Here is a 15,220-nt window from a genome sequence, read left to right as displayed (position 1 = left end):
TACCTACCCGCGATAAGCGGTACGATCCGGTAAAGAATCCTCAGCGAGCAAAAGCTGGCGCTTGATTTCCATGCCCCCACCATAACCAACTAAACTACCGTCAGTCCCAATCACTCGGTGGCAAGGAACAATCAAAGGAACCGGATTTTTGTTGTTGGCTCCCCCTACTGCTCTAACTGCTTTGGCTCTGCCAATAGCACTTGCAATGTCAGAGTAGGAACGAAGCTCTCCATAAGGAATATCGGCAAGAGCGTTCCAAACCTGTAGTTGAAAAGCAGTGCCACGCAAATCAAGAGGTAGATCAAAGATCTTTCGCTCTCCATCAAAATATGCCTTAAGCTGCTGCTTCACCTCTGCTAGTCGCTCTTCATTATGTTCAAACTCTGCTCCACCACACCAAGTACGTGACCACTTCTGGAGCACCGCCTCTTTAACAACAAAGGGTCCAAATTCGATCAGGCAAATCCCTTTACCGGTCGCTGCAATCGTTAACGGACCAATAGGCGATTCCATTTCGTCGTAATAAATAACTTTATCTTCCTCGGATGATTGAGAAAAAGGGACTTGTGCTTGCACGCGTTCAGCTTCAATAATCTCTTTCACAGATTTTGGCGATCCTGTCTCAGGATCTAGCTTCTCCCTTGCTTGCTTCAGCATCTCTTGAACTTTCTCGTCCTGCTCCTTAGCAATCTCTCTATTTAAAATATCCATTGCTTCTTTACCTCCAATTCGTCCCAGCGACCAAGCTGCAGCTCCCCGCAGCTCTGGCCGTGGATCTTCCTGCAGCAACCTGCCAAGGCGAGGTACCGCAGAGATGTCTTTGAAATTCCCAAGTGCAATAACCGCATTACGCTGAATCGGCTTACGGCCTCTCCAAGCAGCAGCACTCTCACCGAACTTCTCCTTGAACTCACGATTACTCAAATCGAGAATCGGCAATAGCAGGGGTTTGTCCTTCTCAGGCTGTGGCAACAAATATTCATGATGCGTCCAGTTTTTCCCGTGATTCTTCGGCAGATAACCTGGCAAGTATCACAACCATACAACCGATTGCCAATCTTGCGCATAACTTCCTCTTCCAAGAATCCTTTAGTCTGTGTAAGAAAAGATATACACCGCTGCGCATTAAGCTGTCCGGGACCTACGAGTGCTCCCGTCGGACAAGCATCAATACAAAGCGTGCAATCGCCGCAATCTTCCGTAACTGGTGTATCTGGAGGGAATGGGATGTTGGTCACCATCTCGCCGAGATATATCCATGAGCCCATTTAGGAGAAATAATGCAGCAGTTCTTGCCACTAAAGCCTATCCCAGCCCGCTGGGAAACAGCACGATCAACTAAAGCTCCAGTATCCACCATACTCTCAAGCACAGCCTCAGGCACACGCTCACGAATAAACGCCTCTAGCTTAGCCATTGCGTCACGAAGGACCTGATGGTAGTCCCGTCCCCACGCAGAACGTGCTAATATCCCACGATACTGACCAGGCTCATTTTTCGGCGGATTCATCATTTTGGAAGGATAAGCAACAGCGATGGCAATTAATGAGGCAGGCTCGGATGAGGGAAGTGCGGGGGTAACTCTTTTATCTAAATCGGGTTCTTCAAAACCAGACTCATATCCTAAATCACGGTGATTCTGCAAAATCGACCGCAGCGATACAAATGGATCTGCCGAAGCAAAACCAATATCATCAATACCAAAATCAGCTGCTGCTTCTTTAATTTCTTGTTTAAGCTGTTCCCAAGGGGATGGCGAAGGAGCGTAGCCTGCTTGTTTCTTCTGCGATGTCATCTCATTCGCCTCCTTTTCTATTTAAAATTTCACAGTATCCGAATTTATAATGACTTTATTTGGGTTATTGGCCAGAAAATAAACTCAGCCCGTCCAACAATATCTCCAGCCTTTACACTACCGAAGGAACGGCTGTCTCTGCTCGCACTTAAATGCCGGTTATCACCCATTACAAAATAGTGATCCTTTTCTATAGTAATCGGAGCAAAGTCCTCATCTTGAATATCCACTTCCGTATAGGGTTCAACCTTTAATATACCATTCACGTAAAGCTTATGTTCTTTAACTTCCACAATATCACCAGGTACTCCAACAATACGTTTTACTAGAAATTCTTTCTTATCAGGCCCATCGCTTGGGTCCTTTAATACGACAACCTCGCCATGTTTGGGATTTGTAAAATCGTACACGATTTTATCAACAAATAACCGCTCATTCTCATATAATGTTGGCTGCATGGACTGACCTCTCACCGAAGAAAGATTAAATACGAATAAATTAAGTAGCATCATGACGACAAATGCGATCACTATGGTTTTAGCCCAATCCCAAAACTCAGCGAGTCCGCTAGATTTCTCTGCTCTTACCTTGTCTCGTCCGCCGGAAACCTTATCTTGTTGCGGTTCCTGCACGTTCATTTCATTCATGTTACACCTCATCTATTCAAAATTTACCCTTATATACAGAAAAGCATATCTTGTGCGCTTTTGCAACGGCGGCACAGATATGCTCCATATCATCAATATAGCTTGTACATACAAAGAAAGGAAATTCCGGTTCTGTTCTCTCTATTATTGTGCGATAATGCTTAGCTTTTGGAAGGCCTCCAAAATTTTATTCGCTCCGTATCCCATCGCTTCATACAATGGCATAATCGCTTTGTTGTGTTCATCTCCGGCAACTAGAATCCGACTTACTTTACGTTGTTGAAACCGACTTTCCATCGCAGACACCAAGGCACTGCCTACCCCTTGACGGCGGTAATCCGGGTGAATCGCAATCCGGTAATAGCAGCCATGATTGTTCTCGATCGTGCCGATCAAAGCACCGATAATGTCGCCATCTTCTTCTGCTACCATAATCAAATCTGAGTCCCATGACAATTGTCTTGAGAACGGTTCAATCGTATTTTCGTAACATTCTTCGGACAAAGCAATTTGCAGTAATTCAGTGACCGATGTACAATCACTCAACTGAAAGGAACGAACATGCATGTATAAAATCTCCCTTTTTGTCAGCTTAATCAGATGATTTAGAAGAGATTATTTCTCTCTCAAACCTCTTACAATCCAGAATAAAAATTACGACAAAAACCGTTAAATTCCCTCTTTATCATTCATTAAACCATAGTATGCTTCAAAAAACACCCTATTTCTTTTGAAAGCGCTTTATATCAGGCATTTGTTTTCTAGCATCGCAAAATTAACATTTAATGGATTTTATAGACTCGCATAATTATCGCTCGCTAGGGTAATAGATATATACGGGCTATGTAGACTTATTCTTTTTTATGCAGATCGACTTTGTAAACATAAATGTTGATTTAATCTAAAAAATACGGTTTAATATAACTAAGTTGCGATTTAAGCTACATATTCCGGCCTATAGGGCATGTCATTTTGGGATGAAATCACATCTTGAATCATGCTTTATGATATGGATCATCTTTTATTGATCCCATAAAAAAAACATTTTCGGGAGGTTTTTTAATTATGGCATTTCAATTACCGGCACTTCCTTATTCGAACAACGCGCTTGAACCTCACATTGACGCTTTGACGATGGAGATCCACCATGATCGTCACCATAACACATATGTGACTAACTTGAATGCTGCTTTGGAAAATGCACCTGAACTCCAAAATAAGAGCATTGAAGAACTTCTTCAAAACCTAGATAGCGTACCTGAAAGCATTCGTACAGCTGTTCGTAACAATGGTGGCGGACACGCAAACCACTCCCTATTCTGGGAAGTTATTGGACCTAATGCTGGCGGTAATCCTACTGGCGCATTGGCTACAGCAATTGACAACGAATTGGGTGGCTTTGATAAATTCAAAGAAGATTTCGCTAAAGCAGCTACTACACGTTTCGGTAGCGGCTGGGCATGGCTTGTTGTAGGTAAAGACGGCAAACTCGCTGTTACTAGCACACCTAACCAAGACAACCCAATCAGCGAAGGCCTGACTCCAGTTCTAGGACTTGATGTTTGGGAGCATGCTTACTACCTGAAATTCCAAAACAAACGTCCTGATTACATTGCTTCTTTCTGGAACGTAGTGAACTGGGATGAAGTTGGCAAACGTTACGAGCAAGCAAAACAAGCTTAATATAGCCTAAAGCAAACCCGCATTCCTTAAGGAGTGCGGGTTTTTTTGTGTTATTTACTCTGCTGCTTATCAAAATATAGATTCAGTGTCTTCAAGAATACCAATGGAAAGGCGTATTGCTCCATATCTTCTTTATTAATCCATATATACGAGGGCTGGTCGGTATTCGTATCAACATCTTCAGTTGTAAGGACGCTATAATTCGTTTTAGATTCTGCCACCTGCGGCAGATCCTCTTCACGGCATCGATACACTTGTAGGTTCCAGTGAATATGGCTAAACGTATGCTCTGCATCCGTCAGATGATCCAATGGTCTTGCTCTAAACCCTTCATCCGCCAGCTCTCGGCCTAAAATGTCCATCGCAGGTTCATCAGGCATCCGCCCGCTGCGATCAATAGGTACCTGTACATGTGGGAGTTCCCACATCCGTGCAAGTAGTCCAGATTGCGGCCGTTGCCGAATGAGTACTCTTCCCTCATGTTCACCTGTGCCTTCTACGAGGGCAACTACACGATATTCCGGACGCGGCGGCTTAGCCTTAGTCTTCACGGGGAGTGTCTCCTCCCTGCCTTCAATTCGTCCTGAACAGTGCTCCATAACAGGACAGGTTAGGCAGTGTGGTGATTTAGGTGTGCAGACAAGTGCACCCAGCTCCATAAGTGCCTGATTGAAGTGAGAGGCCTGTCCATCGGGAATAAGCATAACGACAAGCTTCTCCATAAAAGCACGGGTGCTCCCTTTCATGATGTCTTCTTCAATAAGGAAATATCGGGAAAGTACACGCATGACATTGCCATCCACCGCAGGTTCAGGCTTATTAAAAGCGATGCTGAGGATAGCACCCGCCGTATATGGCCCTACTCCCTTTAGCGCGAATACAGCTTGTTTATCATCCGGTACGATGCCTCCGTGTAGCTCTTTAACCTGTCTCGCTGCAAACTGAAGATTTCGAGCGCGAGAGTAATACCCTAATCCCTCCCAGCTCTTAAGTACCTCCTGTTCTGGCGCATCTGCCAAGGCTTCAATTGAAGGGAACTTTTCAATAAATCGGTTAAAATATGGGATTACCGTATCCACTCTCGTCTGCTGTAACATAATTTCTGAAACCCAGATATAATAGGGATTGCGATGGCGACGCAAGGCAAATCTCGTTTGTTCTCAAGATACCATTCCAGCAGATGTTTACTGAAATAGCTTTGTTGTTTCTGATTGTTCATGAAATTCTATTTCAATCCTTTCGGTCTATTACATGCATTTTTCCACAACGGCAAATGCTGAAGCTAGCTCTGTCTGATGGGATATCGACAAATGAACCCGATACTCAGGTTCTCCTGGCAAACCCAAGCGTCTCCATGCTTCTGGGTTAATCACGACGATTGGACGTCCACATGCATCAGGCAAAATGTTCATATCCGTAAAACTAAGCTTCTTCCCTATACCGCAGCCAAAAGCTTTGGAAATCGCTTCTTTAGCCGCAAAACGTCCTGCTACAAACTCCGTCAGCTTACCGCCTCTGGTCTGTGCCTCTTCTCGCTCTTCTAAAGTTAGCACTCTCTCCATAAACTTTAAACCTAGAGGTCCGTCAAGCAGAAGCGACAGCCGCTTGATTTCAAGTACATCGTTCCCGATTCCATAGATCAATCGCCCTGCACCTTCCTTCCCTGACATCAGTTCTTATTGTAACAGGAGCCGAGCCTTCGTGCGAGTAACCTTAGCAACCATTTCTATGAACTTAAAATTACATTTTTGCCCCAAAATACATATCCATCAATTATAATATATATTATTATGTATTAATTTACATTAAACCCAAATATTAAGGAGGTTAAATATCGTAACATCCAATATTTTATGATATGAATATTTCATCAAAAATGCAAAGGAATGACCGATCTAATGTCTATTGAAATAACGAATAATAAGAATACTTCACCGTATGCTAAGAAGCATCCAATATGGACGGTTGTCATTGTCGAGCTGCTACTTTTGATCATCATGTTTGCAGCCGGTGCCTACGCTACCATTAAAAAAGTTGACGATGCCACACTTCCTGTACTCATTGCATTCATTCCTATCGCGATCGCCCTTATCATTTATCTATCCTGGAAACGTAGATGGCGTTATATGGGCTTTAGACCGCTATTAGAAATACCTAAACGCGGATGGCTCTACTATCTTCCATTCGTTGCCGTTCTAGCTGCAATCAGTGCCTCAGGTTTCAAGGAGGTTACTTCCTCAGAGCTGTTATACTTCCTAGGTTTCACACTCTTAGTCGGATTTGTAGAAGAGACGGTATACCGTGGCCTTATTCTAAAAGCACTCCTCAACAAAAGTATCCCTACAGCAGTGATCACTTCAAGTGTTCTATTCGGTATTACCCACTTGCTTAACATGCTTTCCGGTCAGAATCTCCTCGACACAATCATGCAAATCATCTATGCCTTACTTATTGGTGCAGCTCTTTCCTTATTAATTATTAAGAATAACAATATCCTGCCGCTCATTTTGTTTCACTTTATACATAATCTGATTCGCTTCCTGAGCCCAGAAGTTGCTGGCACTTCAATTAATACACCTGTCATCATGGATGGCTTAGTCATTTTGATACTCCTCGCTCAGTGTATTTGGATTGCAAGCAGTTTGAAGAAGAAAACCAAAGCAATCACATGAACTAAAACCACATTTTAGCGAGCACCTTGCTGCATGACATATAAAGGGATCGTCCTATACCGTAGTCAGCTACGGAAGAACGATCCCTTTATGTATTTCTATTCCTCAGCATTAAATGCCAGGAATTGTATTACGTTTATGCGCTGTGCGCTTGTAGTAGCTCTCCAGACTCTCGCGAGCAGCATCCGATACCTGCTTGCCTTCGAGATAATCGCTATTTTCGTCGTACGAAATTCCAAGCTCAGCTTCGTCTGTCTGACCTTCCCACAGGCCGGCTGTAGGTGCCTTTTCGAGGATTGCCTGAGGTACACCAATATAAGCAGCGATTTGTCGAACCTGACGCTTATTAAGGGTGCTAAGCGGTGTAATATCAACCGCCCCATCGCCCCATTTGGTATAGAATCCAGTAATGGCTTCAGAAGCATGATCTGTACCTACAACGAGTAGATTTAAATCGAATGAGAGTGCATATTGCATAACCATTCTCGTTCTTGCTTTCACGTTTCCTTTGTTCTGATGTGTGATGTGGCGATGTATACCCAACTGTTTGAGTCCGTGTTCAACTTCAAGAGCTACTTCACCGACCGCATCTTCAATATTAGTTTCAAGCGTATGCTTAAGATTGAACGCCTTGGACACCGCATAGCTATGGTCGATATCATCCTGTGTGCCATAAGGCTGGTAAACACCCAGAGTCATATATTCTTGTCCATTTTCTTTCGTCAATTCATCGGTAGCAAGCTTACATAGACCCGCAGCTACAGCACTGTCGAGCCCCCCACTGATCGCAATGAGCAGTCCCTTCGAGTTGGCATTCTTGACGTAAGCTTTAAGAAAGTTTACTCTGGTACGGATTTCCTCTTCCACATTAATTTCCGGCTTCACTTTTAAATCTGCAATGATTTCATCCTGTAAACTCACTATCAAGCACCTCTTTTCATAAGTTTGCAACATCACATCTAACCCTTAAGCATGCCCAATTTCAAATCACTTAATCTTAAATACAAAAGCCCACAGGAATCGGATATGCCGAATTCCTGGGGCCATATGTAACATGCAGTACGGTTATCTAACGGCACACACGATCAAAAGCTTCAGACAGATCAGCAGCAATTTCTTCAGCTGAACGATCTTCAATTTGATGACGCTCAATGAAATGAACGAGCTCTCCATCTTTAAGCACTGCGATCGAAGGTGATGATGGCGGATACGGAGCGAAATACTCACGTGCCTTAGCCGTAGCCTCTTTATCTTGACCGGCAAATACAGTGAACAAGTTGTCTGGTACCAAATCGTTACTTAGTGCAGTAGCTACACCTGGACGGCACTGCCCAGCGGCACATCCGCATACCGAGTTCACGACAACTAGCGTAGTTCCTTTGGCGTCAGATAGATGTAGTTCAACATCTTCCGGTGTTCTAAGTTCCTGAATACCAAGACTGGTCAACTCATCCCGCATCGGTTGAATCATATCTTTCATATATCTGTCAAATGACATAGACATTCTTGATCACTCCTCTGGCTTCAGCATGTGATTTATATTATTGCAAAACAACCATTGCTGTTAATAATATTATACATTCCTATGATATGAAAGCAAGGGATAGGCTCGAAAGTGGATATGTTTAACTCACCGATTGAACGGAACGATTGAGCGGGAATTTAACTATAAATGCAGTTCCCTCGCCTTCCTCCGATTCGACACTAATTTTACCATTATGACGTTCAACAATGCTTAAGCATAAGGCTAGACCTAGTCCAGTCCCTTTCACCTTAGTTGTAAAAAAGGGCTCAAACAGCTTTTCCTGCTTGCTCTTAGAAATTCCAGGACCCGTATCTTTAATAATCATTTCCACATACTGCTTGTCTATACGAGTTTCGATCGTAAGTTGACCCTTATCCTCCATAGCCTCCATGCCATTACGGCATAAATTTAGAAGTAGCTGCTTGATCTCTTTGGCATTTAGCTCAAGCGCAGGAATTTGTGCATCTAGAATAAGTTCAATGGTTTGCCCACGTAGATTCGCATCAGCCCACAGTAGTGGACTTAAATCATGAATAATATGATCCAGTTGCCATAATTGCTTCTCTGAGATCCGGTTCTGTGCAAGGGAGAGAAAGTCATTAATAATTCCATTTGCACGATCCAATTCTTCCATCACAATCCGATAATAGTGGTCTAGCGATTCTGGACTCTTCTCCTTCATCAATTGAAGGAATCCTCTGACTACGGCCATCGGGTTACGAATTTCATGCGTAATGCTCGCAGCCATTTGCCCCACTAGGCTAAGACGCTCTACATTTCCTAACTCGCTGCGAAGCTTCTCCAGCTCTGTGATATCTTGAATGACTAGCACGGCACCCACAATTTCACCCGTATGGTTGTTCGTAAGCGGTGACGTACTAGTATAAAACATATGTGAGCTAATTCGGATGACCTCATTATCCATCCGGATACCGCCCAGAGCCTGTGCGATTCGGTAATTCATATATTCCTGTTCCATCATATCTATAAACATGTTTACGGGATGTCCAAGAACATCGGATTTGGTCAGGAGAGGCCGTTTGCCTCTAAATAAATTCATCATCATTTCATTCACACTTGTAATCTTGCCTTGGTGGTCAACGGACACAATGGAGAGTGGTGCCGCGTCCATCACTTGTTGGAGCTTTTCTTCTTCTCTTAGAAACTTCTCAGAAATTCCCATAACTTGTTCCTTGAGCAGCAGCTTCTCCATGGCATATTCAATAACGTATATGAGCATACCGCCTGTGAATACCGTGAGCAACATGTAAAAAAGGACGATCAGAATAGGTATAGAGTTAACGATATGTAGTTGAGGATTCTCGATCAAGGGTGACGCAATGATCAATAGTATTGCAGGTAATAGACACATCCAAAGCTTGTTGATTTTCTCGGTGAGGGGGCCTTGTTGAAACCGTGGAGACATCCATAGTAGAAGTGGATATATGAGTACACCTGTGTGAAGTACGAATCCAGGCAATGTCCATGTTTCACTAAAGATAAAATCGAGAACAATATAAAGCGCCGCTAACGGAAGACCGCTCTTATATCCGCCATAGAGTATCGCGATAAATAACGGCAAAATGCCAAGATTAAGTGGTATGATTCCAAATAATGAGGAAGAGAACAAAGAACAGAGAACAATACTCAGTGCGCTGGTCATAATAATAATGAATTCGAAGCCATTTGAAGTCAGTTTATTCTTCATCCTACACGCTCGAACATATTTCTCCAGCGCAAGCGGAAAGAGAATTGCGAATGATCCGGCTATTAGCACCTGTGTTATAATATTTTTCAGTGTATAAATGATTGCAAATCCCTCCTTCCACTGACCGGGCAGCGTTGTATCATATAAAATATAAGAAGGACAGCCCAAATTCTTTTAATTCATTCATTAGAATAGAAGTTTGTAAAAATAAAAATATAATATTCATTTTGATTAAATCACAGCCAACACTATATTACAATATACCCTGATATATCCTAAAAAAGGAAAAACGAAACATGAGTTCGATTATAGCTATATTGGGCATGACAACAAAAGGAGAATAAAAACGTGAATAAAGTCGATGTAATCGTCGTAGGTGGAGGTTCTGCCGGTCTAATGGCCAGCGTAGCGGCTGCTCAGCGCGGGGCTTCCGTACTTCTATTGGATAAAGGAGATAAACTAGGTCGTAAACTAGGCATTTCCGGAGGTGGCAGATGTAATGTGACAAATGCAAAGGAAGCTGAGGAACTTATCGCCCATATTCCTGGTAATGGCCGCTTTCTATACAGTGCATTCCAACATTTTAATAATAGAGATATTATGTCGTTCTTTGAAGGTTTAGGTATTGCGCTTAAGGAAGAAGATAACGGAAGAATGTTCCCAGTTTCCGATAAAGCTGCAAGTGTGGTCAGTGCGCTGGTTCAGGAAATTCAAAGGCTCGGCGTGGAGATCCGTAAGAACAGTCCTGTTGCCGAGATACTCTATATCAATGGACGAGCTGCTGGTGTACGCCTTATTTCTGGCGAAAAATATATGGCTGGTGCGGTCATAGTAGCTACTGGGGGCAAATCGGTCCCCAATACGGGATCTACTGGTGATGGTTATCCGTGGGCTGAAAGTGCTGGTCATACCATTACTGAGCTGTATCCGACAGAAGTTCCGATCGTGTCGCAAGAGAGCTTTATCATGTCGAAAGAGCTTCAAGGATTGTCACTACGTGATGTTGAACTATCTGTATGGACTCCCAAGGGAAAGAAAATGATTGCTCATCGCGGTGACATGATCTTCACCCATTTTGGAATATCAGGGCCAATTGCTCTGCGTTGCAGCCAGTTCATACGCCAGGTTACTCGTAAGTTCGATACGAAAAAAGCCGAAATGGCGATTGATCTGTTTCCTGAATTAACTTCAAATGCACTCGATGCATTATTGAAGGAAAAACTGGCAGCGGAGCCCAAAAAGGCAATTCGCAATGTACTGAAGGGTACCCTTCCTGAACGGATGATTCCACTTCTTCTCAGCCGTGCAGAGCTTGACGGTGATGCAACTTTCGCCCATCTACCCAAGCAAGCGTGGATCACATTGTTGGAACAATTGAAGAGATTTAGTTTCCATGTCGTAGGAACAAGATCACTAGCTGAAGCTTTTGTTACAGGTGGTGGAGTACATCTCAAAGAGATTCATCCTAAAAGTATGGAATCGAAGCTCATGCCGGGGTTGTTCTTTTGCGGTGAGGTACTTGATATTCATGGTTATACTGGAGGATACAACATTACCGCTGCTTTTTCAACAGGTTATACCGCCGGGAAACATGCTGCAGAAATAAATGGAAAATAAAGGTGTACCTCACTACGTCGAATTAAGTCATGTATTGTAGAATGATTTAATTCTGTATTATGGTAAAATATTGAAGAAGCAGCATGGAAGGGATGATAAAATTCCCATACACATGCTGCTTTTTTTCAAAATAAAGATATTAAATTTTTATGATTTCATGTCATTATTATTGAATAGAAGCTTAGTTTCTTCTTAGCATCATCGTCCTTAACAAATATACCCCTAGCCAAGTCAATACTACTGCGCAAGGGATAGATAATAATATACCAAGCCAGATTGGAAATAAAGAACATAACCAGGTAATAGAACCGATAAAGGCAAACGGTAAGAGTAATGCTCGCACCGTATATACACCTGCATGCGGCGTTTCATCATCAGACCAAGGTAGCATGGATACAAATTCATTGTCTATAAAACGAAGCCAGTGTAGAAACAATGAGTATGTGAGTAAAGCGGTCATTGCTAGGAGTACTGCCCATTGTATCGTTGACGGCACCGCAATCAGGGTAACCACACATATCATCATAAACTGAAGGTATAGGAGTACCTGATTGGTCTGACGCAGAAGCGATTTAATTGCAGCATCCGCGAGTCTTTTCATTGGCTTCCTTGAGCGGAATATTGACTGCGAACGGCGCATCAGAATCGGCTTGGACCGAGTCGAGCGAGGTTTATCCATCACTTGACTTAGAACCAAATTGGTCAGTACCGTACGTTGAACCAGATCCTCTTGAATATCACTTATAAGCGTACCCTTCATGCGAAGTCGGATGAGCAACAGGATACCACTCAGTAAGGCCATAATCATTGCCGACTCTACTAATATCACGGAATCTTTATACCATATTGAAGATAAACGCACATATATCGTAATAGGAAGCCATATAAAAGGAATGCTCCACAAATATCTACGCCATCCTTTACTGCGAATCCGAACCAGATGCTTTAGCCAGCTCACAACCCAAGCAAAGGTAATTGAAAATAACAAAAAGCATAGAACAGATTGGGTATCCATTTCAAAGCGCTGAACCAGAAACGGAAGGATGATGACTATGTACAAGCACACTTTTATGATCAGGGTGAACATGCTGTATAAGCTACCACCTAACAATATGCCCTGAATCCAGCGCTTCCTTTGCAGCATAAAGAGTACGTCTCCTTCATGCAAAAGCGTTATAATACTTCCACTCGCCCAAATGAGTAACGCGATTAGAGAAGAGAAAACCACAAACGGAAGCGCTAAACTCCACTCAGGCACCTCATGCCACCAACTATAATAAAAGCGTCCTCCAATCATAGCAGCAGGAATGAGGATGTACAGCCATACTCTCCAGTCATCGACCACAGAGTTAAACATGCCCGTTACATCATGAATATGTTTTCGGAACCTATGCCAAAACACCTTAGCGGGACTATGAAATGTATATGTCTCCTGCTTCATGTTAACTTATCAAAACAGTCAAAAAGGGATGCTTCTGGCATGTCTGCTTGTTCGCGAACATCTGCTAGTGTTCCCTTCGCAGCCATTCTTCCTTCTGAAATCAGTACGAATGTATCACATATTCTCTCTGCTGTATCCAGCACATGTGTGGAGACATTAACACACCGGCTCCTCGTTTTCTCTCGTCATCTAGTAAATTCAAAAAATCTCTTGTTGCTCTCGGATCGAGTCCCATAAAGGGTTCATCCACAATATACACATCAGGCTTAGCAAGGAATCCAAGCATAAGCATCATCTTCTGCTTCATCCCCTTGGAGAATCCAGATGGTAGTAAATGCCTTACCTCACTCATGCCAAAACGTATCAGTAGTTTCTCGGCTTCTGAGACAAACTCTTCATACGCTATTTCATTAGCAGCGGCCGCTAGATCTAGATGTTCCCAAAGCGTTAAATCCTCATAGTATATGGGCTGTTCCGGTACATAAGCATAAGTGCCTTCAATAGAGCGTCCTCCAATTGAAACAGAAGCTTGGGCGTACTTCGTCAGCCCTAGCAGTGTTTTGATCGTTGTACTTTTACCAGCTCCGTTAGGTCCAATAATTCCTACCAATTCCCCTGAGGCAACCTGAAAGGAAATATCCCAGATTCGAGGATGACCTAATTCATATCCAGCTTCTTCAATAGAAACATCAAGCACAGATCCCTGCTGTGTATTCATCATGCAAAGCTCACCTTTCTTAAGACATATTTGAGTTTGTCTCCAAGCTTATGCCGCTTAGAGAATGCTCATCTGCCCGCTCAATATAATGCTTCGTTGCCAGTAGAATCAGAGCGAAGATAATCATAATGCCTCCTGAAATCTCGAATGCAGTTATAGGGCCATAGGCAGTAACTAATATACCTCCAAATAACGGTCCAATAATAACCGCACTACTGCTAAAGCTATTAACCGCTCCAAAGACACGTCCTGTCAGATGGACTGGTGTTCGTTCCTGAAGCATCGTTTGATAAGGTATAGCGGTAATGCCTGCTCCAAATCCTGCAGCAAAAAAAGCGGAAATCAGCACCATATACAAGGTTACACCTTGAAATCCTACCGTGACGGATACTGCTGCTAATACATATACCAAGCCCATAAATGATGCACCTATACCCATTTTAGTGAGCATTTTCCCACCAAGTTTACCCGATATTACAGCGGATATCAGCATTCCTGCTCCAGATGCCGCCATACAATATCCTAGAAATTGTTCATTCATGCCGGGGATCTCCCGGAATAGAGTAATCGTCTGTGAATCTGCAACTGTAAGAATGAGCATTAAAATAACAAGCATGATTAGTCCCGCCCCAAGTAGTGGCATCCTCGAAAGCAGCGCAATACCTGCCCCCATCTCTTTCCAAAAGGATTCTTTCCCTGGGCTATCCGTTTCCACATGCGCACCTTGTACTTCCTCCAACTTAGGCAAGATACTATATTTCGGAACGCCGATCAGAAGGATTGCAGACAATAGAAAAGATGCAGCATCGACGATAAAGCAACCTTTGATGCCAATAAGAGCAACGAGTAATCCGCCGACTGCCGGTCCTGCAATTTTCGTAATCTGTTCAATCCCTGAACTGATCGCAACGGCTTTGCCCATATCTGCTGTAGGTACCACTTCTTTTATTTTCCCGCTTTTTGCTGGTGAGAATAACGTGTCCATTAAACCTTTCAACAGGAGAATAACATATACCTGCCATAAATGATCTGAAAATAGCAATCCTGAGACAATAACCACACGAGTTAAATCAGAAATAATCATTAAATTCTTACGATTCATACGGTCGCTTAAATAGCCAGCAAAGGGTCCACCAATTAGAATGGGCAATGCCATACATAAGGTTATCGTAGTTATTTCCCATGGCGTTGCATGCCATTTCAATCCCACTAATGTCAGTAATGCCAACACATGTAGCCAATCCCCCAGATTCGATACCAATTGTGCCCCCATAAGCATTATAAACGGTCGGTTATTCTTTAAATTCCTGGCACTCATCTCCGCCTCGTACATTAACTTTCCACTCTCCCATATAACATAGAATTCTTATGTCATTAACTGTAAACAACATAAGTCTTCTTTCCATCGGTCCAC

At 43.0% G+C, this 15,220-nt stretch carries 11 protein-coding genes and 3 pseudogenes; 3 read left to right on the top strand and 11 right to left on the bottom strand.

Features of this window, described 5'->3' with window-relative positions; all coding sequences use genetic code 11:
• Positions 1-3 precede the first annotated feature (3 nt).
• From queG to JCM16418_RS16945, 3 genes and pseudogenes are all read right to left on the bottom strand, one after another.
• Positions 4-1,795 (bottom strand): annotated as a pseudogene (gene queG / locus JCM16418_RS26420) (tRNA epoxyqueuosine(34) reductase QueG).
• A gap of 44 nt (positions 1,796-1,839) precedes the next feature.
• Complete coding sequence (gene lepB / locus JCM16418_RS16950; protein ID WP_373280728.1) at positions 1,840-2,433, bottom strand: signal peptidase I; 594 nt, start codon at positions 2,431-2,433, stop codon at positions 1,840-1,842.
• Positions 2,434-2,586: 153 nt separating this feature from the next.
• On the bottom strand, positions 2,587-3,009 hold the full coding sequence (locus JCM16418_RS16945; RefSeq protein WP_036651295.1) for a GNAT family N-acetyltransferase: 423 nt from the start codon (positions 3,007-3,009) through the stop codon (positions 2,587-2,589).
• Positions 3,010-3,507: 498 nt separating this feature from the next.
• Between JCM16418_RS16945 and JCM16418_RS16940 the strand changes: the two genes are divergently transcribed.
• Complete coding sequence (locus JCM16418_RS16940) at positions 3,508-4,125, top strand: superoxide dismutase (protein WP_036651293.1); 618 nt, start codon at positions 3,508-3,510, stop codon at positions 4,123-4,125.
• A 50-nt stretch (positions 4,126-4,175) separates the two neighbouring features.
• Here JCM16418_RS16940 and mutY read toward each other — a convergent pair.
• Positions 4,176-5,344 (bottom strand): annotated as a pseudogene (gene mutY, locus JCM16418_RS16935) (A/G-specific adenine glycosylase).
• Between the two features lie 28 nt (positions 5,345-5,372).
• Positions 5,373-5,768: a holo-ACP synthase gene (gene acpS / locus JCM16418_RS16930; protein ID WP_036651290.1), complete on the bottom strand. Its 396-nt coding sequence runs from the start codon at positions 5,766-5,768 to the stop codon at positions 5,373-5,375.
• 255 nt (positions 5,769-6,023) lie between these two features.
• Here acpS and JCM16418_RS16925 point away from each other — a divergent pair, with 255 nt between their 5' ends.
• Entirely contained in the window at positions 6,024-6,797 is a 774-nt protein-coding gene (locus tag JCM16418_RS16925; protein WP_148298845.1) for a CPBP family intramembrane glutamic endopeptidase, read from the top strand.
• Positions 6,798-6,908: 111 nt separating this feature from the next.
• Here the strand turns inward: JCM16418_RS16925 and nadE are convergent, their stop codons facing one another.
• The 3 genes from nadE to JCM16418_RS16910 all read right to left on the bottom strand — a co-directional run bounded on the left by nadE (position 6,909) and on the right by JCM16418_RS16910 (position 10,030).
• Entirely contained in the window at positions 6,909-7,718 is an 810-nt protein-coding gene (gene nadE, locus JCM16418_RS16920) for an NAD(+) synthase (RefSeq protein WP_036651289.1), read from the bottom strand.
• 148 nt (positions 7,719-7,866) lie between these two features.
• The gene (locus JCM16418_RS16915; RefSeq protein ID WP_036651287.1) at positions 7,867-8,301 is read right to left on the bottom strand and encodes a BrxA/BrxB family bacilliredoxin; all 435 of its coding nucleotides are present in this window, start codon (positions 8,299-8,301) and stop codon (positions 7,867-7,869) included.
• Positions 8,302-8,422: 121 nt separating this feature from the next.
• Positions 8,423-10,030, bottom strand: coding sequence for a two-component system sensor histidine kinase NtrB (locus JCM16418_RS16910; protein WP_242403879.1), 1,608 nt, complete (start codon positions 10,028-10,030; stop codon positions 8,423-8,425).
• 348 nt (positions 10,031-10,378) lie between these two features.
• Between JCM16418_RS16910 and JCM16418_RS16905 the strand changes: the two genes are divergently transcribed.
• Entirely contained in the window at positions 10,379-11,647 is a 1,269-nt protein-coding gene (locus JCM16418_RS16905) for a BaiN/RdsA family NAD(P)/FAD-dependent oxidoreductase (protein WP_036651285.1), read from the top strand.
• A 181-nt stretch (positions 11,648-11,828) separates the two neighbouring features.
• On the opposite strand, the gene JCM16418_RS16900 is transcribed toward JCM16418_RS16905, so the two are convergent.
• The 3 genes and pseudogenes from JCM16418_RS16900 to JCM16418_RS16890 all read right to left on the bottom strand — a co-directional run bounded on the left by JCM16418_RS16900 (position 11,829) and on the right by JCM16418_RS16890 (position 15,124).
• Positions 11,829-13,088 carry an ABC transporter permease gene (locus JCM16418_RS16900; protein ID WP_036651282.1) on the bottom strand — a complete coding sequence of 420 codons (1,260 nt, stop codon included), beginning with the start codon at positions 13,086-13,088 and terminating at the stop codon, positions 11,829-11,831.
• Positions 13,085-13,809: pseudogene (locus JCM16418_RS16895) on the bottom strand (ABC transporter ATP-binding protein). The gene JCM16418_RS16900 and the pseudogene JCM16418_RS16895 overlap by 4 nt, the downstream one beginning before the upstream one ends.
• A 16-nt stretch (positions 13,810-13,825) precedes the next feature.
• Positions 13,826-15,124: an MFS transporter gene (locus JCM16418_RS16890; RefSeq protein ID WP_036651384.1), complete on the bottom strand. Its 1,299-nt coding sequence runs from the start codon at positions 15,122-15,124 to the stop codon at positions 13,826-13,828.
• Positions 15,125-15,220 lie beyond the last annotated feature (96 nt).

It is taken from the genome of Paenibacillus pini JCM 16418 (assembly GCF_000576305.1).
GTDB classification, from domain to species: domain Bacteria; phylum Bacillota; class Bacilli; order Paenibacillales; family Paenibacillaceae; genus Paenibacillus_AQ; species Paenibacillus_AQ pini.
This window is presented reverse-complemented; position numbering and strand designations above follow the sequence as displayed.